Consider the following 21,715-nt stretch of genomic DNA (forward strand, 5'->3'; position numbering starts at 1 on the left):
TTCATGCCGCCTCCATAAGCGAGTCGAATGCGTTCAGCCAGTCGGCCACGAAGCGTTCCATGCCGAAGCGGCGCAGGGCGGTTTCACGCCCCGCCGCCCCCCACGCCCGGGCCAGTTCGGGTTCGGCCAGCAGTTGCCGCGCCACCTGCGCCAGGCGTTCGATGCGCGTGTCCACGTAGCCGTTCACCCCGTTGCTGATGACGGTGGGCAGTTCGGTGGCGCCGAAGCCCACCACCGGCACGCCGCAGAGCATGGCCTCCACCAGCGACAGCCCGAGGCTGGCGTAGCGGATCGGGCTGAAGAAATAGCGGTAGCGCGCCAGGCAGGCCGCCACTTCCATATTGGGCACTTCTCCCAACCCGCCGAGGGCCTGCGAGTCCATGCCGATCAGGTCCAGCGGGGTCTGGGCGCGCATGCGCTCGAACAGGTCCAGGCCGATGCGACGGCCGCGGCGCGCCAGGTGGTTGACCACCACGATGCCCCGCGCCACGCTGCCGTCATAGGTCACTCGGGGCGGCGGCACGCCATGTTCGATGACCCGCACCGGCATATCGCCGTTGTCCCACATGTGCGCGTTGAACGGCGTCACGTGGACCAGCAGGCCGCGCGGGTGGTGAAACGGATGGCGGGTGTCGGTGGGATGCGGTTCCGGCGGATTGTGCTCCAGGTAGGCGCTGGGCAGCGCGCGCTGCGCGTCGTCCAGCAGCAAGCGGGCATCCTCCAGGTTCTGGCGCGACTGGTACAGGACGCAGTCCAGGCGCTGGTCGCGCAGCGCGGCCGCCGGCACCTGGACGAGGTTGTCCCCCCAGGGGATGCGGCTGCCCAGCGCGCCGTACCCGGCCGGATTGCCCGGCAGTACCGGTATCACGAAGTCGTGCGGCACCTGTCCCAGGGCATAGAGATAGTTGCCGTGGACGTGCCAGGTCAGGATGCGCAGGCGTCGGCCGCGCGGCATGCGGGACTGGGTCATGGCAGCCCCCGCGCCAATTGCTCCTGCGCCCGCGCCAGCACGTCGGCCACCGTGACCCGCAGCGCGCAGGGGTGGCCGATCGGGCAGCTTTCGTACGCGCACGGCCGGCACGGCACGGGCGCGGCCAGCACCACGTGGCGCCGGCTGTCGCGCGGCGCCCAGCGGCGCGCATCGCTGCCGCAGGCGACGACCACGCTGCGCGCGCCCATGGCCGCGGCCAGGTGCGAGACGCCGGTGTCATTGCATACCAGCAGGCGGCTGGCGCGCAACAGCGCCGCCAGGCTGCCCAGCGTGGTGGCGCCGCACAGGTCGGGCAGCGCCAGGCCCGCGCGCTGGCGCAACTCGCGCGTCAATGCCCGCTCGGCGTCCGAGCCGGTCAAGGCGACCTGCCAACCCGCGCCGCGCAAGGCGCGCGCCACCTCGGCGTAGCGCGCCAGCGGCCAGCGCCGCGAACGCAGCCGCGCGCCCGGGTGCATCAGCACCAGGCGCGCCGGATCGAGCCCGTGGCGGCGCAAAAGGGCCTGCGCGGCGGCGGCATCTTCGTCGCTGCACGGGAATTCCAGGCGGTCGTCGGTGGCGGGCAGGCCCAGAAAGCGCAGCAGCGCCAGATAGCGCTGCGGCTCGGGCAGGTCGTCGGGCCAGCACAGGCGCCGCCCCTCGATCTGCGCGCCGGCGTCGGCCACGAATCCGCCCCAGCGGGCCGCGCCCAGCCGGCTCACGATCCGGTTCGAATGGACGCCGCTGCCGTGCATCTGCAAAGCCACGTCGGCCCGGGCCGCCCGCACCCGGCGAAAGAAGGCCGGCAATTCATCCGGCCGGCAGGCCTGCTCGGGGAACTCCGCAATGCCAGGGAATTCGATCAACTCGTCGACGTAGGCGTGGAAGCGGGCCACGAATTCGCGCGCGCCGGCCAGCCCTATCAACGAAATCCTGGCCTGCGGAAAGGCCTGGCGCAGGGCGCGCAGCGCCGGCACGGCGCACAACATGTCGCCCAGCTGCAGCGCCCGGAATACGGCGATCCGGTTCGCGGGAGGCGTGAGCAGCGCGGCCGTCATGGCCTGGCCCTGGCGAATCGCAACAGGCCGATGGCGCGCCAGCCGATCGACAGCAGCGGAATGCAGGCGGACGTGATCGCCAGGTCGGCGACGTCGCGCACGGTCTGACGGGTGCCGCGCAGGCGCCGCCTGAAAAAAAGGGCAGTGAGCCCCAGCCACACCGCCAGCGCGGCCATGGCGCCGGCGCGCCATCCCAGCGCCGCCAGCGCGAGCGCGCACACCAGGGACGCGGTGACCGCCAGATAGAAGCGCGGCGGCCGCGCGCGGATGCGGCTGCGATACAGCAGCGGATACTTCCTGCGCAGCAGCATGTCGAACATTACCTTTTTCTGCATGCCCAGCCCGGCCGCGAAACCTGCCGGCCGCAGCGGGTGCGTCACCCGCGCGTGGCGCGCGCGCCGCACCGCCATGCCATGGTCGAGCAGGGCAAAATGCAGGTCGGAATCCTCGCGCCACGCCATGGTGTAGCGCGGGTCGAAGCCGCCCACCGCCACCAGCGCCGAACGTTTCACGAAGCAGTTGGCCGTGATGAACTCGGCCCGGGTCAGGCCGGCCGCGTCCCGCTCATAATCGTTGGGCGGATCCGGCAGCGGCATGTCGGTCTCCCCGGTCACCGCGGCGACATCCGCGTCCAGCGCGCGCACGCCGTGGCGCAGCCAATCCGGGTGGGCGATGGTGTCGTCATCCGTGAACGCGATGATTTCGGCCTTGGCGCCGCGCCAGCCGAGATTGCGGGCGCCGGCCGGCCCCCGGGTGCCGGACACCGGCAGGTACCGCAAGGCCGGCATGCCGCCCCATGCGCGCCGCAGCCCTTCCACCTGGCGCCGGGTGGCGGCGCTGGCGGCGTCGTCGCACACCAGCACCTCGTAGGCGTCGCGCGGAAAATCCTGGCGGGACAAGGCGGCCAGGCAGCGCGCCAGCAGCGCCGGCCGCTTGTAGGTCGGCACCACCACCGAAACGGAAGGCGTCGCGGGCGCGTTCATCGCGGCTTCTCCACCAGATAGGAACCGATGACCAGCGCGTCCAGCGGCGACGTCCAGAAGCACTCCACCGCATCGCGCGGCGTGCATACCACCGGCTCGCCGCGGGTGTTGAACGAGGTATTGACCAGCACCGGCACGCCGGTCAGGCGCTCGAAGGCGGCCAGCAGGTCGTAGTAGCGCGAGTTCTGGTCGCGCCGCACGGTCTGCACGCGCGCGGTGCCGTCGATATGGCGCACCGCGGGAATGCGGCTGGCCCGGTGCGGCAGCACGTCGTAGACGAACAGCATGAAGGGCGCGCAGATGGCGTCCGCGCCGCGGCCGTCGAACCATTGCGTGGCGCGCTCTTCCATGACGACCGGCGCCACCGGCCGGAAGTCCTCGCGGTCCTTCAGCCCGTTCAGGCGCGCCTGCATGGCGCTGTCCAGCGGCGAGGCCAGGATGGAACGGGCCCCCAGCGCGCGCGGCCCGAACTCCATGCGCCCCTGGAACCAGCCGATGATCTTTTCCTGCGCCAGCAGCGCGGCGGTCTCGCCGGCCACGTCGTCGAGCCGCCGGAAATCCAGCTTGGCGCCGTACAGGAAGCGCTCGATCTCCTCGTCGCCATACGAAGGCCCCAGATACGCGTGCTCCATGGCCCATGCGCGCTTGCCGCCGCGCCGGTGATAGTCCACGTACAGCGCCGCGCCCAGCGAGGTGCCGGCATCGCCCGCGGCCGGCTGCACCCAGACGCTATCGAACGGGCCATCGCGCGCGATGCGGGCGTTCATCACGCAGTTCAGCGCCACGCCGCCCGCCATGCTGAGATTGCGCGCGCCGGTTTTCTCGTGCAGCCACTGCGCCATGTGCAGCGCCGTTTCCTCCAGCACGTACTGCAGCGAACTGGCGATATGCTTGTGCCTGTCCTCGAACGGCGCGCCGCGATGGCGCGGCGGACCGAAGCGTTCGGCCAGCCGCGCCGGCTGCACCGAATAGCCGCCCTCTTCCTCCAGCCGCAGGATATCGCGGAACTCCTTGCGGAATTCGGGCTTGCCGAACGAGGCCAGCGCCATCACCTTGTACTCGTCGGAAGAATGCAGGAATCCCAGGTAGCGGGTGACTTCCTCGTACAGCAGCCCCAGGGAATGCGGCAGGTCGATCTGCTTGAGCCGGGCGTACTCGCCATCGGAGAAATGGCCATAGCTGGTGGTGGTGCGTTCACCGCGCCCGTCCATGGTGAGCACGGCCGAATCCGCGCAGGGCGCCGCCAGGAACGCGCTGGCCTCGTGGCACAGGTGGTGATCCAGGAACACCCAGCGCTCCATGATGTGATCCAGCGTCAGGGCGTCGAAACGCGGCGACTTGAGGTGGTGCGGCACGCCGTCCAGCAGCTGGCGCGGCGCGTTCACCAGGTACGAAAGGAACAGCGGGTCCCAGGGCGATTCGCCCGCCGCGCCCAGGGCGGCGCGCGAAGGCTCCAGCGGCAGCGTGATGTCGCCGGCCAGCGGCCGGCTGCCTGCCAGCAGCGCCGGGTCATACGAGTAGACGATGTGGTCGACATCGCGCAGGCGGATGTCGCCCGCCGACAGGCAGTAATCGATCGCATGGTAGGGCAGCTGCCAGGTGGTGAACGGCACCGGCCGCTTGCCATGCTTGACGCGCGTGAAGCGCTCCTCCTCGGCCGCCGCGACCACGGCGCCGTCGCGCACCAGGGTGGCCGAACAATCGTGATAGGCTGCGTTGATTCCTAGGGTAAACATGGCATCTCCTTCCTGGCGGCGGGGGCATCGGCCCGCCCGCCGCCAAGCAATTCCCGCGCCGCGGCCGCGACGCGCTCGGGATCGACACCAGCCAGGCAGGCATGGTGGCCCTGCGGGCACACGCTGCGATAGCAGTATCGGCAGGGAACGTCCTGGTTCAGCACGCGCGCGGCGGTCATCCAGGGGGTGTGCTGGGGATTGGTCAGTGCGTACAGATCCACCACCGGCCGCCCGAGCGCGGCGGCGATGTGCGCCGGCCCGCTGTTGTTGCAGATGAGAACGTCGGCCGCCTCCAGCACCGCGCCCAGCTCGCCCAGGCTGAGTTCGCCCGACAGGTCGATCAGGCCCGGCAGCAGCGGCCGCGCGGCGGCCAGGGCCGGCGCCAGCGCCGGGTCCTCATGGCCGCCCAGCAGCAGGATGCGGCGACCGTCGCCGCGCAGCGCGGTCAGCGCCCGCACCATCAGTTCCGCCGGATAGCGCCGCGAAGGGGCGGTGGCGCCGGCATGCGCGCAAATCCAGCCACCCGTCTCGGTCACGCCCTGGCGGTGCAGCTTCCAGGCCAGCGACACCCGGTCCTGCTGCCGCACCTGGAACGACAGGCCGGCATGGTCGGCGCGCGCCCCCACTTCGGCCACCAGGTCCAATTGCCGTTGCACCTCGTGGCGGATGCCGTCGGCGGGCTCCGTCTCGCGCACCCAGTCGGTGATGAGGCGGTAGGGATTCTCCCGGCAGTAAGCCAACACGCGCGGGATGCCGGCCAGGTGGCACAGCAGTGCCGCGGGCAGCGCGCTCTGGCTGTAGGCGGTGAACACCACCGCCGCGTCCGGCCGCAAGGCGCGCAGCCGCCCGATGGCGTCCGCGTCATCGGCATTTCCCCGCGACTCATTCTTGATCCACGCGGCGTCGTAGGCCAGGACGGTATCCAGCTCCGGCACGAACGGCGCCAGCCGCGCCCCGGAGGTCGAAGTCAGCAAGGACAGGCGGGTGGCGCCGGACTGGCGCAACGCCCGCAACGCGGGCGTGCACATCAGCACGTCGCCCATGTTGTCCAGCCGCACGCCGAGCACGTGGGCGCAGTCCTGCCACCGCGGCGCCATCATCCGCCTCCCGCCTGCCCGGACGGCGCCAACGCTTGCGCCCGCGCCCTGTCTGCGCGCCCGCGCTCCGCCAGCACCCGGCGCGCCGCGGCATCCAGGTCGGGCGCGCGCGCATCCGGAACCCGCAGCGGCCCCTCGCGCCATTCGGTCTCGTTGCCCACGTCCAGCAACAGGCTACGGCAGCCGGCGCGGTGGCCGGCCTCGACGTCGTCGAGGATGTCGCCGATGAACCAGGACGCGGACAGGTCCAGGCCCAGCTCCGCGGCGGCCTGCAACAACAGGCCCGGCCTGGGCTTGCGGCAAGCGCACTCGACGGCGTAGCCGGCGACGCGGCCCTGCGGATGGTGCGGGCAACAGTAGAAACCATCCAGGCGCGCCCCGGCGGCGCGGAACATCGCCGCCAGCCGAGTCCGCACCGCCTCCAGTGCCGCCAGCGGGAACAGGCCCCGCGCCACGCCGGATTGATTGCTGATGACCACCAGCGCCACGCCGGCGGCGCCCAGGCGGTTCAGGCCGGCATGGGCCATGGGCGCATACGCCATCCGCCCCGGGTCGACATTGAACGGGACGTCGACCAGCACGGTGCCGTCCTTGTCGAGGAACACCGCCGGCCTCAAGGCCATGACGTTTCCCGCATGGGCAGCACCATGATCTCGGGCACCACCGTCTCGGCCGGTTGCGTCAGCACGAAGCGCACGGCGCGGGCGACATTGGCCGGGTCCTGCAGCGTATCCACGTCGATGTCGGGAAAGCGGTCCAGCAGGAACGGGGTGCGCATGCCGCCGGCGATCACCGCGCTCACTTTCAGGCCTTCAGCCCGCAGTTCGGCATGCAGGGCATGCGACAGCCCCATCAGGCCCCACTTGCTGGCATGGTAGGCGCTGGCATTGGGCCAGGCGCGCCGCGCCGCCGTCGAGGCCACATTGACGATGTGGCCGCCCGGACTGAGAAGGTCCTTGGCCAGCTTGGCCATAAGGAAGGGGCCGGTCAGATTGGTGCGCAGCACGCGCTCCCAGACATCGGCGTCGAGCTTGCCGATGGGCGCGGTGACGTCGATGCCGGCACTGTTGACGACGGCATCGAGCCGGCCAAAGCGGCGCACCACGGCATCCAGCCCGTCCTGCACATCACGCGCCACGCCCACATCCATGACGCAGCCCATGACGTCCCCGCCTTCTGCCTGGAGCCGCTCGGCCAGCTGCTGCGCGCGGCGCTCGTCGATATCGGCCACCGCCACGCGCGCGCCCTCGCCCGCCAGCATGCTGCAAAGCGCCTGTCCCAGGCCGCTGCCGCCGCCGGTCACCAGCACCACCCGCCCTTTCAAACTATCGGATTCCTGCATCTTTCGCTCCTGATCTCAAGCCGCCATGCGCGGCGCATGCCGATCCGGCCGGGCCGCCTGCGCCGCCATCTGCCGATACACCGCCAGCAAGTCCAGCCCGACGCGCTTCCAGGTGTAGAGTCGGCGCGCCCGCAGGCGTCCGGCCTCGCCCATGCGGGCGCGCAGGGCGGGATCGGCGGCCAGTTGGGCCAGCCGCTCGGCCAGGCTGTCCGGGTCGCGCGGCGGCACCAGGAAGCCGGTCTTGCCATGCACCACCGTGCTGCGGATGCCGCCGGTATCCGAACCCACCACCGGCCGGCCGCAGGCCATGGCCTCGACCGGCGTGATGCCGAAGGGCTCGTACCACGGCGTGGTCACGAACACATCGCAGGCGCCGTAGTAGGTCGCCAGGTCATCCCGATGACGGCGGCCGGTGAACTCCACCCACGGCGCCACGCCCTCGTCCTGCGCGATCTGGCGCAGCCGCGCGATCTCGGGCGTGGCGGTGGCATCGGCGTCGTCCGAATTGCCCCCCACCACGCACAGCCTGGCGTTGATGCCATGGCGATGGCGCAGGCGCCCGAGCGCGCGGATCACGTTGTCCACGCCCTTGCGCGGCACCATGCGGCCCAGCTGCAGCAGGGTGAAGTCCTGATGCTCCCACCCCAGCGCCTGCCGCGCCCGCGTCATGGGCCGGGGCGCCATCTCGGCGGCGTCGTAGCCGCAGGGCACGATGTCGATCCGGCGCGGGTCGGCGTCGTACAACGCCATCAGGTCGCGCCGGTCCTGCGGGCACTCGGCGATGATGCGGTCGGCGCGGCGCACGATCTCGGTTTCGATATCGAAGCGGCTGTCCGGGAACAGGTCGGCCTCCTGCTGGTGCTGGCGACGCACCTTGCCGAGCGCGTGGAACGTCACGGCCAGCGGGATGCCGTAGCGCTGCGCGAGCGGCAGCGCGGCCCAGGCCGACATGAAGAAATTGGCATGAATGATGTCATAGGCCTTGTCCTGCCTGCCGGCATGGCGCAGCAGATAGCGCGAGAAATCATCCATGTAGGGCAGCATCTGCTCCTTGGGCAGATAGACTTCCGGCCCGGCCGGCACGTGCACCACCTTGACCCCGGGCATCCAGGCGTGTTCCGGTTCCAGTTCCCGATTGTCCTTGCGGGTGAAGACGTCGACCTGCAGGCCGGCGCGCGCCAGTTCGCGCGCCACGTGCGCGACGTAGACGTTCTGTCCGCCACTGTCGACGCCGCCGGCAACCGCCAGCGGCGAAGCGTGTTCACTGATGATGGCGATCTTTTTCATTGTTCCGCTCCGGTTCGGACGGGCGCCCCGGCGATGCGGATGCGGTTGTCCACGTCCTGCACGCCAGCGCAGCTGTCGGTGCAGTCCTCGATGCGATGCTTGGTGCGGCGGTCCGGCACGGTGCCGGTCAGGGTGACGCAGCCATCGGCCACGTCCACCGACACGTCGCTCACGTCCAGGCCGCTGTGCGCCAGGTATTCGCACACAATCTCGCGCACGCGCTCGTCCGACCGCACATAGCCCTTGGGGTCGGTGCGTCCGGCCTGGCGCTCGCGCCATGAGGTCATGCCGCCCAGCGGTTCGCCGCGCTCGGCGGTGGCGAACGACATCATCTCGGCATCGTCGCGCCACGGCGGCCGGTTGCCGTAGAAGCCGCCGTCCTCGCTGCCGTACGAGTCGGGACCTGACGGCGCGGCGCGGCGAGACGGCTCGCGGCCGTACACCTGCTGGCGCTGATAGGAAGGATCCTCATTGCTGAAGCCGCCGTAGCTGCTCTGGCCCGGATCCGCGCTGCGGCTGCGCGCGCCGGCATGCGTGCCGCGGGCGCCGGGCGCGGCGCGGGTGCCCTGGCCCTGGTAGCCATAGGACGGGGCCGGGTCCTGCCATGGCTCGCGGTCGGGATCGTCCTGGTATTGGCGGGGCGCCTGTCCGGGTCGATGATTCATGTCGGCTCTCCTGTTGCGATTCAAGAAAAACTGCGGGTATGGGCCCCGCGTGGATGCATCGATATCGCAAGTGCTGTGCCGAACCGCGATGCCGGGCGCGGCGGGTGGGGAGGACATGATGAGGCTGCGGCGAACGCCATGCCGGCGCGGCGTCCGTGGCGCCGGGCGGACGCGATCCGGTACTTCTTACTATGCCGTGTAAGAAGTGCCGGGCCGCTCAGGCGGCGGAAGCGCCGCGGGCGGGCGACGGCGGCAACAAGGTCCCGACGGTGGCCAGCAACTCGTTGGGATCGACCGGCTTGGCCAGGTGGACCTGGAATCCCGCCAGCAGGCTGCGCAACCGGTAATCGGGACTGGCGTGGCCGGACAGCGCGATGGCGGGCAGGCGATGCGCCAGCGCCGCGCCGCGCTCGGCTTCGAGCGCGCGGATGCGGTCGATCACTTCATAGCCATCGATATCGCCGAGCGACAGGTCGCAGATCAGCACCTGCGGCCAGCGCGCCGCCGGCAGGGCTTCGAGCGCGGCCAGCACCTGCTGGCCGTCGGCGTACTGCGCGACGCGCGCGCCCTGCTCGCGCAGGATCTCGGCGACCATCTCGCGCGCTTCGGGCTGGTCGTCGACAAGCACCACCGCCACGCCGTGCAGATCGGGCAGGTTCATGTCGGTGCGCAACGCGGCCGGCTCCACCGCGCGCACCGGGAAATCCACCGAATACGCCTGGCCGCCGTCGTTCGCGGGCGCGCCGTGGAACGCGCCGCCCTGGCGTTGCGCCTGCGCCGCCAACTGCGCCGGATCGATCGCCACCGCCGCCCGCAGCGCGTCGGTTGGATTCAGGTGAAAGTCAGCATCGGACAGCGCCGGGTCGCGGTCCGGTTCGCCGCGCCCGTCCGTCACCGTCAAGCGGGTCAGCGGCCCTTCGCGGTGCAGGCGGATGCCCACGCGCCCGCCCGGCGGCGTGACCGCGATGGCGTGCAGGCACAGGCTCCACACCAGTTGCTGCAGCTCGCTGGGGTCGCCGGTGATGCGCGCGGCCTCGCCGCCGATCTGCGTGTACAGGTTGACGCCTTTTTCCTGCGCGGCCTCGCGCGAGGCGTCCAACACGCCGGCGACCACGGCGACCAGATTGACCGGCTGCCGCGTCGAACGCCCCTGCGCTTCTTCCAGGGCCGATTGCTGGCGCTGCAAGGCCCACATCTGCGCGTACATGCCCTGCCTGGCCAACAGCTCCTCGTGCCTGCCCTGCTCGACGATGCGGCCGTGGTCCAGCACCAGGATGTTGTGCGCGTGCACGATGGTCGACAGGCGGTGCGCGATGATCAGCGTGGTGCGGCCCGTGGAGATGCGCTGCAGTTCCGCCTGGATCGCGCGCTCGGTGCGCGTATCCAACGCCGAGGTGGCTTCGTCGAATACCATGATCGCGGGATTCTTCAGGATGGCCCGCGCGATCGCGATGCGCTGGCGTTCGCCGCCCGACAGCTTGACGCCGCGTTCGCCCACCGGCGTGTCGTAGCCGGCCGGCAGGCTTTCGATGAATTCGTGCACGCGCGCGCCCCGCGCCGCCTGGACCACCTGGTCGGACGTGGCGCCGGGCTTGCTGTAGGCGATGTTGTAGGCGATCGTTTCGTTGAACAACAACGTATCCTGCGGCACGATTCCCAATGCGCGGCGGATGCTGCGCACATTGACCGCGCGCAGGTCTTGGCCGTTGATCGACACGCGGCCGCTGTCCACGTCATAGAAGCGGAACAACAGGCGCGCCAGGGTCGACTTGCCCGAGCCGCTGCCCCCCACCACCGCCAGCGTGGTGCCAGCGGGCACCGAGAAATCGATGTTCCACAGGATCTGCCGGCCCGGCTCGTAGCCGAAGCCGACGTTTTCGAAACGAATGTCCCCGCCCCCGGGTTCCAGGGACGGCAAGGCCGGATCATCGCCGGTCTCGACCGGCTGGCGCAGCAGGTCGCAGACGCGCTCCGCATTGACGAACGCCTCCTTGGCCTGGCGAAAGACCAGGCCCAGCGTGTTCAAGGGCAGGCAGATCTGGATAATGTAGGCATTGACCAGCACCAGGTCGCCGACCGTCATCTGGCCGCCCACCACCTGTTGGCCGGCCAGCACCATCACCGCCGCCACGCCGCAGGCGATGATGCCACTCTGCCCTACGTGCAGCCGCGACAGCGAGCGCTGGTTGCGCACGCCCACCTGGGCCCAGTCGCCCAGCACGCCGCCCAAGCGCTCGGCCTCCAGCCCTTCATTGGCATTGAGCTTGACCGCCTCGTAATTCAGCAGGCTGTCGACCATGCGGCCGCTGGCCCTGGAGTCCAGTTCGTTCAGACGCCGCTGATAGGCCATGCGCTTGCGCACCAGCACGCGGGTGTAGGCGGAATAGGCCGTGAAGGTGACCAGCACGATGAGCGCGAACCAGGCGCTGTAGCCCATCACCAGGATCAGCACCACCGACACGATCTCCACCAAGGTCGGCAACAGCGTGAACAGGCCGGTTCCCAGCAGGAAACCGACACCGGTGGTGCCGCGCTCGACGTCCCGCGCCAGCGCGCCGGTCTGGCGCGCGCCATGAAAGCGCGATCCCAGCCTTTGCAGCCGGGAAAAGACCGACACGGTGAAATCGGCGACCGTCCGCTGCACGACCTGGGAGAACACCACGTCGCGCAGTTCCGTGAATACGCTGCCGCCAAAGCGCACCAGGGCATACCCCAGCAGCAGGAATACCGGCAGCGTCAGCAGGCCGGGCGCGCTCAAGGTGTCGACGATGTGCTTGAGCAGCACGGGCACCAGCACCATCAGCAGCTTGGCGGCGACCAGCAGCGCCAGCGCGGCGGCCGTGCGTCCCCGGTACTTCCACAGGGCTTGCAGAATCGTGCGCGTCACCGCGTTGCGCGCTTCGCGGGCGTTTTTCGTGTCGGATCCGTTCATGGCCAGGCCTCCTCGCCGGTGAGCGGGCGTGGCCAGCAACCCGCGTTCCGCGCCGGCGGCGCCCGGCCTGCGCGCGCCGACCTTGCCCGCCCGCGTGCCGCCCAGGACGGGCGGCACGCGGGCCTGGATGTCAGCCGCGCAGGGCGGCTTCCCGCCGTCCGCGCACGACGGCCTTGAACAGATGCGCCACCGCGGCCGCGAAGGCCTCGTCGAACCAGGGATTGGCGCCGCTCACCGCCACCACGATGCCGTCGATGCAGACGCTGCCCCATACCGTGGAATCCTTGGCCTGCAGCAAGTGCGGGCGCGCCACGATGACCTCGTGGCTGGACAGGCCGGTGCGCCAGCTCAGGCGGGCCTTGCCGCGGGCGAACGCGCCATAGTCGGCATCCCAGCGCTGTGGATCGCCCACGCTTTCCTCGTACAGGATGGCGCTGGGAAAATCGCATTCGCCCGGCCTGGCCAGCGGATTCATGACGACCACGTGCAGAAAGCCGCTTTCGCCGACGCGGGTGTCGGCGCGCGCGGCCTCCAGCATGGGCAGGGCCAGCCGCACGGCCTGGGCGGCCGCATCGCGTTCCCAATAAGCGGCCAGGGGCAGGGATTTCATGGTGTTCTCCTTGTCGATGAAAGGACCTTCAATGACGGACGTCGTCGCGCCAGACGCGCCGCAACGCGTGGCACAGCTCGGGCGGCACCGGGCGGCGATGACGCCGGACCCAGCGCCATTGCGCCAGCGCGTCGGCGCAGGCGCGGGTACGGGGCCGCCAGCCGGGCAAGGCGCGCAGCACCGCCCAGCTGCGGGCCAGCGCCAGACCGATGGGCAGGCGCAGCCATGCCGTCCACAGGGCATTGCGCGCCAGCAGGCGGCGCCGTTGCGGCGCATCGCGCTGCGCGGACGGCCAATGGTGGGTCTGCACGGCCGGCGCGTAGGCAATGCGCCCACCCTCGGCACGGATGTCCAGCGCCAGCAGCGCTTCCTCGCCGCCGATGAAGAAACGCGGCCAGTAGCCGCCCGCGCGCCGGAAGGCGTCGACCCGCATGACGCAGGCGCCAGCCATGAAGCCGACCAGCTCCGGCCCGACGCCGGCCAGCGGCGGCAAGGGACTGCGCGCCATTGCCGCGCAGGCCGGATCCAGCCGCGCCTCGGGACCAACCCGCACCTGCGCATTGAGCACCGCGAGCGATTCATGCCGGTCGAGGATATCGGCCGCGCGCGCCAGCGCCTCCGGCGCCCACCAGGTGTCGTCGTCGCAGAACGCGACATAGGGCGTGGTCACGCGCGCCACGCCCAGGTTGCGGCCGGCCGCCCCCAGGTTGGCGCCGGCCCGCAGCACCTGCGCCTGGGGAAACTCGCGCTCGATGGCATCGGCGCTGCCATCCTCGCTGCCGTTGTCCACCACGATGATGGCGTAACGGCGTGGCAACGAGACCAGCCGCTCCAGCGTGCGGCGAAGCTCCTCGCGCCGGTTGCGGGTCAGCACCACGATGGCGATGCGCGGGTCCGGGAGCGCCACGGCGGTCATCCGTCCACCAGGTGCCAGTAGCGTTCCTCGCGGCCCAGGTCGGCCGGCGCGCGTTGCAGACCCTTGAGCTGTGAGGCGTACGCCGCCACCGCCCGGGGCTTGGCGCGCGTATCCAGCGCGAAGTCGGCCGGCGCGGCGATCACGCCCCGGCCATGCAGCCGCGCGAAACGCGCCTGGACGATGCCCGGCAGGCAACGGTACGGCACGTCCTCGTAGGCCAGCCAGGCCGGCCCGCGCCAGGCATCGCGCACCATCAACCCCGCATCGCTGACGCGGACGTGGTCGGCATGCAGCAGGCCAAGCGGAATCGCCACCGCGTCCGGCCGCAGCTCGGCCAACGTGCGCATCAACGCCTCGGTCAGCGCCGGCAGGCAGGCGTCGGCGCACGCGGCGTACTGGCTGTCGAGAAATCCCAGGGCCCGGCCGCGGCCGCGCACCAGGGCCATGGCCCTGGCATCTTCCCGCCGCCGTTCCCGCATCGCCTCGGCCGCGCTGCCGAAGCCGCAACGGCGGTCCCAATCCGTCAGCACATGCGCGGCGTCCGGCATGCCGGTGTAGACGGTCACCACCGTGCTGCCCGGCCGCGCGCCCAACAGCGCGCCGCAGCTCAGCACGGCGTCGTCCAGGTGGGGCGACACGACCACGATGCGGGGCATCGATGGCAGGATTTCGCGCGCGGCGGCGGCGGGGGAATATGAAGCCGGCATGTTCAAGCCATTCCTGTCGATCTGACTGAGCGCCACAGCAACTCCCGTGCCTCGCCCGGCGCCAGCGGCGGCACGGCATTTGCTGCCCGCCGGCATTCACGCATGAAGGAGACGATATGCTGACGTCCTGGTTTTCCGGCGCGCCCGCCGACCATCCCATTGCCCTGTGGCTCGCCGCCGTGGCGCTGGGAGTCGCGCTGTTCCTGGCGCTGACGCTGGTGTTGCGGCTGGCACGGTCGCGCCTGGAGCGGCTGGCCCAGCCGGCCGGCCATGGCGCCGCCGGCGCGGCGGCGCGCGTGCTGCGGCGGACCAGCTGGCTGATCCTGGCGCTGGCCTCGCTGCTGGTCGCCGCCGACCTGACCGGCGCGCCCTTTCCCGGGCGCTCGGGCGCGGGCCACCTGTGGTTCGTCCTGGTGGCGCTGCAACTGGCGCTGTGGCTCGACCGCGGCATCGAGGTCGGCCTGACCCATGCGGTGGCCGCGCGCGGACGGGCCGGGTCGATCACCGCCACGCTGCTCTCGTTCCTGTTGCGGGCGCTGGTCTGGGTGATCGTGCTGCTGGCCATGCTCGACAATGTCGGCGTCAACATCACCGCGCTGGTCGCCAGCCTGGGCATCGGCGGCGTGGCGGTGGCCCTCGCGGTCCAGACCATCCTCAGCGATCTGTTCGCATCGATTTCCATCGGCCTGGACAAGCCCTTCGAGGCGGGCGACTTCATCGTCTTCGGCACGGTGGCCGGCAGCATCGAACACGTCGGCCTGAAGACCACGCGGATCCGCAGCCTGGGCGGCGAACAGATCGTCTGCTCGAACACCGAACTGCTCAAGCAGACGATCCAGAACTACAAACGCATGCAGCAGCGGCGCATCGTCTTTTCGATCCGGGTGACGTATCGCACCCCGGTCGACCAGGTGGCGGCCGTGCCCGGCATCATCCGCGCCCAGATCGAACGGCAGCCCGACACCCGCTTCGATCGCGCGCACCTGGCGCGGATGGCCGAGAGCGCGCTGGAATTCGAGGCGGTCTACTACGTGATGAGCGCCGACTACAACCGCTACATGGACCTGCAACAGGCCATCTACCTGGGCGTCATGCGCGACCTGCAGGCCGCCGGCATCGCGCTGGCGCTGCCGGAGAGCATCCTGCACCTGGCGCGTCGCCCCCCGCCCGGCGGCGACGAGCGTCGCGCCGACGCGGGGCCGGCTTGATCAACGGGTATCGGTCGTTCAACGGGTATCGGTCGTGCCGCCCGAGCCGGCCGACGCGCCCGAGCCGGGCATGCCGCCCTGGCCGGTCGACCCGGTGCCGCCCTGGCTGCGCGGCGCGCCGCGGCTGTCCGAACCGCCTTCGCCGCCGAGCCGCTCGGCCGGCCGGTCTTCCTTGGCCGGCCGGGGCTCGCCCTGCGGCGGCTCGTGCCGGGCGCCGGCCCCGGGCTGGGTTTGCCGCGATGGCGCTTGCGCCGGCGGCCGTGGTTCGCCCTTATGCTTGCTGGCGTCGGGCGTGGCGGCGGGCGGCGCAGCGCCGCCGTTGGATTGCCCGGCCTGCGCCAGGGCCGGGCCGACAGCCAGCGTGTTGAGGGCAATCGCGGCAGCGATGATCAGTGTGGTCTTCATGGAATCTCTCCGATAGCGGTCGCCGCGCCCGGCATGGGCGCGGTGTGGGATTGCGCGTGGCGGGCGCGCGCTTCTGCCTGGACGGCGCCGGGCGCAAGCGGCGGCGGCAGCGTGGCGGGCGCCAATGCCCTGCGCAACAGCGTGTCCAGCTGCGCCAGCCCGGCGTCGAGGTCGCCCTGGATATGCACGCGCAGGCACGGGCGGCCGCGCGCCATCAGCTCCTCCATGTCCCCCAGCGCCTGCGCGGCCTGGGTTGCGCCGAAGCCGGCCGGATAGCCGGGCGCGGCCAGTTCGCGCGGCGCGTCCGCGGTGATGAACAGGAATCGTCCGCAGGCCGTGCCGCCCTTGTGCAACTGGCCGCAGGAATGCAGATAGCGGGGGCCGAAGCCACCCAGCGTGGCGACGCCGGTCCCGCGTCCGATGCAGTCGCGCGCGGACGCCAGCCACCTTTCGCAGGCCGGTCCGCGCGGCAGATAGGCCAGCAGCGCCATGTACCCGCCCGCCCGGGCCGGCGCGGCGTGCGCCGCCAGCAATGCCGCCGCGGATGCGGCGGTGGCGGTGGCGGTCTTGCCATGGAAGGCCAGCGCGCCCTCCACGAGCAACGGTTCATCCGCCTGCGCGGCGACGGCCCCGCCGCCTGCCAGCGCCCGGGTGCGCGCCTTGCTCGCCTCGACGTCGGGCTGGTCGAAAGGGTTGACCCCGAGGACCGCCGCGGCGACGGCGGTGGCCACCTGCCAGCGGAAAAACTCCTGTCCGATCGCCAACCCCGCGCCGCTGGTGCAGGTCAGCACCGGGTGGCCGGCGGCCGCAAGTTCACTCGCGTGCGCCGCCAGCTCGGCGTCCGGCGCCTGCGCGCTGGCCAGATGCACGAAAAGGCGGTCGCGGCGGTATGCCGCGGGCTGGCAACGGGGCTCGTCCGCGACCGGGATCAGGCCCTTGCCATCCTTGCCGGTGGACTCGGCCAGCAACTGTTCGAGCCAGCATCCCAGCGGCCGCAGCCCCGGGGCCGCCAGCAACGTGACCTTGTCATGGCCGGCCAGCGCGGCCTCGCCCAGCAGCGCGCCCAGCACCAGCCCCGGATTGCGATGCAGCGCCACCTGCGCCGAGCAGGCCCGCAGCATGGGCTGCATGGCCCGCAGCAGCGCGGCGGGATCGTGGCCGAGCAATGCCGCGGCCACCAGCCCGAACGGCGACAGCACCGAATAGCGGCCGCCCACCGTCGGCTCGCCCTCGAACACGGCGGCGTAGCCGTCGCGCAGCGCGCGCGCCTGCAGCGGCGTGCCGGGGTCGGTGATGGCGACGAAGCGGCGGCCGGCCTCGCGCCGTCCCAGCAGCGCGGCCACGCGCTGCTGGAAATACGCGGCCAGCATGCCGGATTCCAGCGTGGCGCCCGACTTGCTGGCCACGACGAAGAGCGTGCGGGTCAGGTCCAGGCGGGCTTCGAGGGCCAGGATCTGCGCCACGTCGGTCGAATCCAGAACGTGCAGGCGCAAGCCGCCCGCGGCCACGCCCAGGATGTGGGCCAGCGCTTCGGCCCCGAGGGTTGCGCCCCCCATGCCCAGCAACACCGCGTCGGCGTGGCCCGCCACGCACAGCCGGCGGCAGATGGCGGCCAGGCGCGCCGGCCGGGCCGGACCCGCGCCCGGCCGCAGCCAGCCCAGCCACCGGTCTTCATCGGCGCCGGTCCACAGCGTCGCATCGCGGGCCCACAGCCGCTGCACCCAGGCTTCGCGGTGCGCCAGCGCCAGGCGCTGGTCCAGGCGCTCGGCCAGGGCCGGCGGCAGCGCCGAGGCAAAACCATTCAGGGCGGTGCGCGGCCGTCGGCCAGCGGCGGGCGGATGGGCGGCGTCCGCGGGCAGGCGCAAGCGGCGTCCGCGGATCGCCGGGGAAAAAGAGGATGGCACATACATGTCCATGGGGGTTCCTAGAGCGAGCGCCAGCTGCGCACCCATATCTGTTGTTCGGGACCCGTATCGCCAAGGCGGTCGATGCCCGGGGTCTGCTGCGGGTCGACGCCCGGCATGGGATTGGGAAGGCCGTCCGGCGGCCAGCGCTCGTGCCGATCCGGTTCGCGCTTGCGCGCCGGCGGATCGGGCAGCTCCGCCGGCGACTGGTCCGGCGGCCCCGGCCGGTTGCGGCCGGGCATATTGGCGTCTCGGGGATCGGGTGTGGTGGCCATGACAGTCTCCCGGTATGCGTCAGGGCTTGGCGGCGCTGGCGGCGCGGGCCATCTTCGGCAGGGCGCGGGTCAGTTGCTTCTCGGCGCTGTAGATATCGGACAATTCGTGGATGAACAGATCCTGCAAGGTCTTCTGCGTCATTGCTGACTCCTGTGGGGGGTGAAGTGCGTGAGGTTGAAGTGCGTGCGGTGGATGCGCGGGCCAGGTGGCGCCCGCCGCGCGCTACTCAGCAACCGCCGTGCCGCCCCCCCGCGCATTCCGCCTGGCGCGGTCCGGCGCCGACAGCCGGCCCGCGGTTGCGGCGGCTTCAATCCGCTTTCTTCTTGAGCACGCTGATGTTGCCGTCGGCCTCCATGTAGGCGCGCCGCACTTCGCTGACATCCGTCACGCCTTTCAGGCGCAGTTCGCTCAGCAGCTCATCTTCGGTGATGTACTCGCGCCGCAGGTTGCGGCGCGCAATGACGCCGTCATGGATCAGGCAGACCTTGTCGGCCGCCAGCAGCCGGCCGACCGGCTTGAAGAAATAGCCCGCCCTGTCGACGATGACGGTCCAACCGACGATCGTCGACACCAGCACCAGGCCGTCGACGATGGACTTGTATTCCCCGGCCATCGCGTTCTGCGCGGCGTCGGCGATCAGCACCAGCACCAGCATGTCGGCCACGCCGAACGAGCCGATATCGCGGCGGCCGGCCACGCGCAACAGCACGAAGATGAACCAGTAGACGATGGAGCCGCGGATGATGATTTCGAGCGGCGATATCGAGAAGGTGAACATCTCCGACCAGTCAGGACTCATGATCTTTCTCCCACGCGTGAAACCGCGACGCCTCCTCGGCGGGCCGCCGCAGTCCATTCATTTCGGGCGCGGATCGCGGATGCCCCGTTCCAGCCCCGCCATCGCGCCGCGCCGCAGCCGCGGTATGAAATTCGCCACGGCCCGCGCCACGTTGCGCACTTCCTGCTGCACCGCGCGGTCGCGATCCAGTTCCTCGTGGCTGGTGGCATAGGGCCGGTAGTAGCCGATATAGCGGTCCAGCCGCGACGACGCGCCGGCGTCGACCAGCCCCATCCAGTCCAGCCAGTCGCTGAGCGCGCGCCGCTGCGCCTCGATGCCGGCCACGTCGCCGTGCACCACCAGGCCATAGGCGCGTCCGGCCAGGTGCTTGGGGTAGGGCCAGCCATCCAGTTCGACCTGCTTGGCCTTGAGCGGATCCTTGCCGCCCGTGAGAGTGGGGTCGGGGTTGCCGCCATCGGCGCACACCAGCCGGTCGATCATCAGCTTCAGGGGACTGGGCGATTGATACCAATAGGATGGCGCCACCAGGATCACCCCATGGGCCGCCACCCATTGTTCGTAGATCGCGCCCATGGCGTCGTTGTCCTGCCCCAGTGAATGATTGGGGTAGCAGCTGCAGGGCCAGTGGCACAGCGGCATCGCCGTCGACACGCAGCCCTTGCAGGGATGGATCCGGTATTCGTATTCCGAGACCAGGCGGCTGAGGTCCAGGGTGTCTGTCCGCATGCCGGCGGCCTGCAGTTCCTCGAGCAGGATGCGGGCCAGCCGCCAGCTCTTGGACACCTCGCCAGGACAGGTGCCGTCGTTGCGGGACGCGCCGATGATCACCAGCACGCGGGAAGGCGTGGCCGGATCCTGTTGCGCGCGCTCGGCGAGCGCCAGCCGGTCTCGCGTTTCCTTCCACTCCACCGACAGGTCATAGTCGGGATCGGCGTGGCCGGGGCCGGCCTTGACGGTGATCGGGGCCTTGCGGCCCTGCGCGTAGGCGTCCCAGGCGATCGCCTCGAGCCGCGCCAGCGCCACCTGCTCGGCCTGGAACGCCGGATCGTAGAAGCGGCGCATGAAACGGGCGCGGAACGTTTCACGCTCGAGCTGCCCGGTGTACTGCCCCTTGCGGACCGTCGGTTTGTCGTCTGTCATCTCTGCCTCCGGCTGCGGGCGCGCTTGCGCCGCTGGGTCCTGGCGCGCGCGGTGCAGGCAGCCGCCAACGCCAGCAGTTTGTCCTCGTCCAGGCGTTCGGCATCCACCAGCCTTTCGTCGGCCCCTTCGAGCGCGATCAGCAGTTCGTCCAGCTTCAGGTGCAGCGCCTCGCTGTCCTTGTTCTGGCTCTGCTGGATCAGGAACACCATCAGGAAGGTCACGATGGTCGTGCCCGTGTTGATCACCAGCTGCCAGGTCTCGGAATAACCGAACGCGGGGCCCGAGATTCCCCACAGGATCACCGCGATCAACGCCAGCCCGAATGCCACCGGCGATCCCGCCCAGCGGGTCACATGGGCGGCAAAATGGTCGAAGAAGCGCGACACCGGATTGCCCTTGGCCGCGTTGCGGGCCGCGGCGGGTCGGGGCGGCGGGGTCCGCCGCCTCGGTACGCGGGTGGCTGCCATGGTGCTCCTTTCGGTCGGGACGGAAACCGTGTTCAGCAAATTGCGTGCCCGCCGCCAGGGACGCGGGCATGCTAGGCTGGCGCTATTGCGGTCCGCCGGATTCCGATGAAATCCATTCTGCAGTCCGAGAAATACCTGCTGCTGGCCTGCCTGGTGGCCGTGGCGGGATACGCGGTCGATCCCCGCCTGGGCGATCACGGCCGGCTCGCCAGCGCGCTCGAGACGGCCGTGCTGGTCACGGCCATCCTGGCGGCTTCGCTGAGCGTGGCGCGCCACGCCGAACGCATCGCCCAAAAGCTGGGCGACCCCTACGGCAGCATGATCCTGACGTTGTCGGCGGTGCTGGTGGAAGTGATCGTGCTGGCCATCGTCTCGTCCCGGGCCGCGTCGCCGACGCTGGTGCGCGACAGCATCTATTCGGCCGTGATGCTGGATATCAACGGCATCCTGGGCGTGGCCGCGCTGCTCGGCGGCTTCAAGCATGGCGAGCAGGCCTACAACGACGATTCCGCCCGCACCTACAGCGTGATGATCCTGACCGCGGTGACGGTATCGATGGTCATCCCCGAGTTCGTCCCGCAAGCCGGCTGGCGCGCCTACAGCGGCTTCACCATCGTGGCGATGCTGTTGCTCTACGGCGTATTCCTGCGCATGCAGACCGGCCCGCACAGTTATTTCTTCAGCTACAGCTATCCCGACAAGAAAACCCGCCGCCCGCTGCCGGCGTCCGGCTATCCGAGCCGGCGCCAGTCGGTTGCCGTGATGGCCGCCGGCATCATCGCGGTGGGCGCGCTGGCCGAGCTGATGTCGCACTCCCTGAACCGCAGCCTGGCGGGCATCGACGTGCCGGTCGGGCTGGTGGCGCTGATCGTGGCCGGCATCTCGGCCGCGCCGGAAATGCTGACCGCCCTGCGCGCGGCGCTGGCCAACCGCATGCAATCGGTGGTCAACATCGCGCTGGGCGCCTCGCTGTCCACCGTGATCCTGACCGTGCCGGCCATGGAAGCCATGGCGCTGCTCTCCGGCCAGCGCATCGATATGGCCATGACGCCGCTGCAGACCGTGATGATGCTGGCGACCCTGCTGGTGGCCGCCATCAATCTGAACGACGGCCAGACCAATGCGATCGAAGGTATGACGCACTTCGTCCTTTTTGGCACTTTCCTGATGCTGCTGGGCCTGGGACTGTAGGAACCGCCGCGCCAGGCACGGGAAT

General features: G+C 70.7%; 21 protein-coding genes and 1 pseudogene. 2 read left to right on the top strand and 20 right to left on the bottom strand.

The window, feature by feature from the left end:
• Position 1: 1 nt before the first annotated feature.
• The 13 genes from AT699_RS20790 to AT699_RS20850 all read right to left on the bottom strand — a co-directional run bounded on the left by AT699_RS20790 (position 2) and on the right by AT699_RS20850 (position 14,300).
• Positions 2–970, bottom strand: a complete 969-nt coding sequence (locus AT699_RS20790) for a glycosyltransferase (protein ID WP_373862783.1) — start codon at positions 968–970, stop codon at positions 2–4.
• Positions 967–2,025, bottom strand: coding sequence for a glycosyltransferase family 9 protein (locus AT699_RS20795; protein ID WP_024069717.1), 1,059 nt, complete (start codon positions 2,023–2,025; stop codon positions 967–969). Before AT699_RS20795 ends, AT699_RS20790 begins: the two co-directional genes overlap by 4 nt.
• Entirely contained in the window at positions 2,022–3,008 is a 987-nt protein-coding gene (locus AT699_RS20800; RefSeq protein WP_024069718.1) for a glycosyltransferase family 2 protein, read from the bottom strand. The genes AT699_RS20795 and AT699_RS20800 overlap by 4 nt, the downstream gene beginning before the upstream one ends.
• Complete coding sequence (locus AT699_RS20805) at positions 3,005–4,744, bottom strand: carbamoyltransferase family protein (protein ID WP_024069719.1); 1,740 nt, start codon at positions 4,742–4,744, stop codon at positions 3,005–3,007. The genes AT699_RS20800 and AT699_RS20805 overlap by 4 nt, the downstream gene beginning before the upstream one ends.
• Positions 4,732–5,841 (bottom strand): glycosyltransferase family 9 protein, encoded by a 1,110-nt coding sequence (locus AT699_RS20810; RefSeq protein WP_232254275.1) that lies wholly within the window; start codon positions 5,839–5,841, stop codon positions 4,732–4,734. Before AT699_RS20810 ends, AT699_RS20805 begins: the two co-directional genes overlap by 13 nt.
• Positions 5,841–6,464 (bottom strand): D-glycero-alpha-D-manno-heptose-1,7-bisphosphate 7-phosphatase, encoded by a 624-nt coding sequence (locus tag AT699_RS20815; protein ID WP_024069721.1) that lies wholly within the window; start codon positions 6,462–6,464, stop codon positions 5,841–5,843. Before AT699_RS20815 ends, AT699_RS20810 begins: the two co-directional genes overlap by 1 nt.
• Complete coding sequence (locus AT699_RS20820; RefSeq protein ID WP_024069722.1) at positions 6,455–7,183, bottom strand: SDR family oxidoreductase; 729 nt, start codon at positions 7,181–7,183, stop codon at positions 6,455–6,457. Before AT699_RS20820 ends, AT699_RS20815 begins: the two co-directional genes overlap by 10 nt.
• 15 nt (positions 7,184–7,198) lie before the next feature.
• Positions 7,199–8,470 carry a glycosyltransferase family 4 protein gene (locus AT699_RS20825; protein WP_024069723.1) on the bottom strand — a complete coding sequence of 424 codons (1,272 nt, stop codon included), beginning with the start codon at positions 8,468–8,470 and terminating at the stop codon, positions 7,199–7,201.
• Complete coding sequence (locus AT699_RS20830) at positions 8,467–9,252, bottom strand: BON domain-containing protein (protein ID WP_411469338.1); 786 nt, start codon at positions 9,250–9,252, stop codon at positions 8,467–8,469. The genes AT699_RS20825 and AT699_RS20830 overlap by 4 nt, the downstream gene beginning before the upstream one ends.
• A gap of 100 nt (positions 9,253–9,352) precedes the next feature.
• A complete protein-coding gene (locus tag AT699_RS20835) occupies positions 9,353–12,067 on the bottom strand; it encodes an ATP-binding cassette domain-containing protein (RefSeq protein WP_058207443.1) in 2,715 nt (904 codons plus the stop codon).
• A 130-nt stretch (positions 12,068–12,197) separates the two neighbouring features.
• Positions 12,198–12,677 carry a hypothetical protein gene (locus AT699_RS20840; RefSeq protein ID WP_026382858.1) on the bottom strand — a complete coding sequence of 160 codons (480 nt, stop codon included), beginning with the start codon at positions 12,675–12,677 and terminating at the stop codon, positions 12,198–12,200.
• A 28-nt stretch (positions 12,678–12,705) separates the two neighbouring features.
• Positions 12,706–13,593 carry a glycosyltransferase family 2 protein gene (locus AT699_RS20845; RefSeq protein WP_024069726.1) on the bottom strand — a complete coding sequence of 296 codons (888 nt, stop codon included), beginning with the start codon at positions 13,591–13,593 and terminating at the stop codon, positions 12,706–12,708.
• The gene (locus AT699_RS20850) at positions 13,590–14,300 is read right to left on the bottom strand and encodes a PIG-L deacetylase family protein (RefSeq protein WP_024069727.1); all 711 of its coding nucleotides are present in this window, start codon (positions 14,298–14,300) and stop codon (positions 13,590–13,592) included. The genes AT699_RS20845 and AT699_RS20850 overlap by 4 nt, the downstream gene beginning before the upstream one ends.
• Before the next feature lie 116 nt (positions 14,301–14,416).
• Between AT699_RS20850 and AT699_RS20855 the strand changes: the two genes are divergently transcribed.
• Positions 14,417–15,508, top strand: coding sequence for a mechanosensitive ion channel family protein (locus AT699_RS20855; RefSeq protein WP_024069728.1), 1,092 nt, complete (start codon positions 14,417–14,419; stop codon positions 15,506–15,508).
• A gap of 18 nt (positions 15,509–15,526) precedes the next feature.
• Here the strand turns inward: AT699_RS20855 and AT699_RS20860 are convergent, their stop codons facing one another.
• The 7 genes and pseudogenes from AT699_RS20860 to AT699_RS20885 form a co-directional block, all read right to left on the bottom strand.
• Positions 15,527–15,913 carry a hypothetical protein gene (locus tag AT699_RS20860; protein WP_024069729.1) on the bottom strand — a complete coding sequence of 129 codons (387 nt, stop codon included), beginning with the start codon at positions 15,911–15,913 and terminating at the stop codon, positions 15,527–15,529.
• Positions 15,910–17,829, bottom strand: a complete 1,920-nt coding sequence (locus AT699_RS20865) for a Transaldolase / Glucose-6-phosphate isomerase (protein ID WP_024069730.1) — start codon at positions 17,827–17,829, stop codon at positions 15,910–15,912. Before AT699_RS20865 ends, AT699_RS20860 begins: the two co-directional genes overlap by 4 nt.
• 8 nt (positions 17,830–17,837) lie before the next feature.
• Positions 17,838–18,092, bottom strand: coding sequence for a hypothetical protein (locus AT699_RS20870; RefSeq protein ID WP_058207444.1), 255 nt, complete (start codon positions 18,090–18,092; stop codon positions 17,838–17,840).
• A 34-nt stretch (positions 18,093–18,126) separates the two neighbouring features.
• Positions 18,127–18,234, bottom strand: a pseudogene (locus AT699_RS31170) (DUF892 family protein); the annotation flags it as partial.
• 166 nt (positions 18,235–18,400) lie between these two features.
• Positions 18,401–18,892: a DUF421 domain-containing protein gene (locus AT699_RS20875; RefSeq protein ID WP_024069733.1), complete on the bottom strand. Its 492-nt coding sequence runs from the start codon at positions 18,890–18,892 to the stop codon at positions 18,401–18,403.
• Between the two features lie 57 nt (positions 18,893–18,949).
• Positions 18,950–20,032, bottom strand: a complete 1,083-nt coding sequence (locus AT699_RS20880) for a flavodoxin family protein (RefSeq protein ID WP_024069734.1) — start codon at positions 20,030–20,032, stop codon at positions 18,950–18,952.
• Positions 20,029–20,499, bottom strand: coding sequence for a low affinity iron permease family protein (locus AT699_RS20885; protein ID WP_024069735.1), 471 nt, complete (start codon positions 20,497–20,499; stop codon positions 20,029–20,031). The genes AT699_RS20880 and AT699_RS20885 overlap by 4 nt, the downstream gene beginning before the upstream one ends.
• A gap of 105 nt (positions 20,500–20,604) precedes the next feature.
• Between AT699_RS20885 and AT699_RS20890 the strand changes: the two genes are divergently transcribed.
• On the top strand, positions 20,605–21,690 hold the full coding sequence (locus tag AT699_RS20890; RefSeq protein ID WP_006384479.1) for a calcium:cation antiporter: 1,086 nt from the start codon (positions 20,605–20,607) through the stop codon (positions 21,688–21,690).
• Positions 21,691–21,715 lie beyond the last annotated feature (25 nt).

The organism is Achromobacter xylosoxidans (assembly GCF_001457475.1).
Taxonomy (GTDB): Bacteria; Pseudomonadota; Gammaproteobacteria; order Burkholderiales; family Burkholderiaceae_B; genus Achromobacter; species Achromobacter xylosoxidans.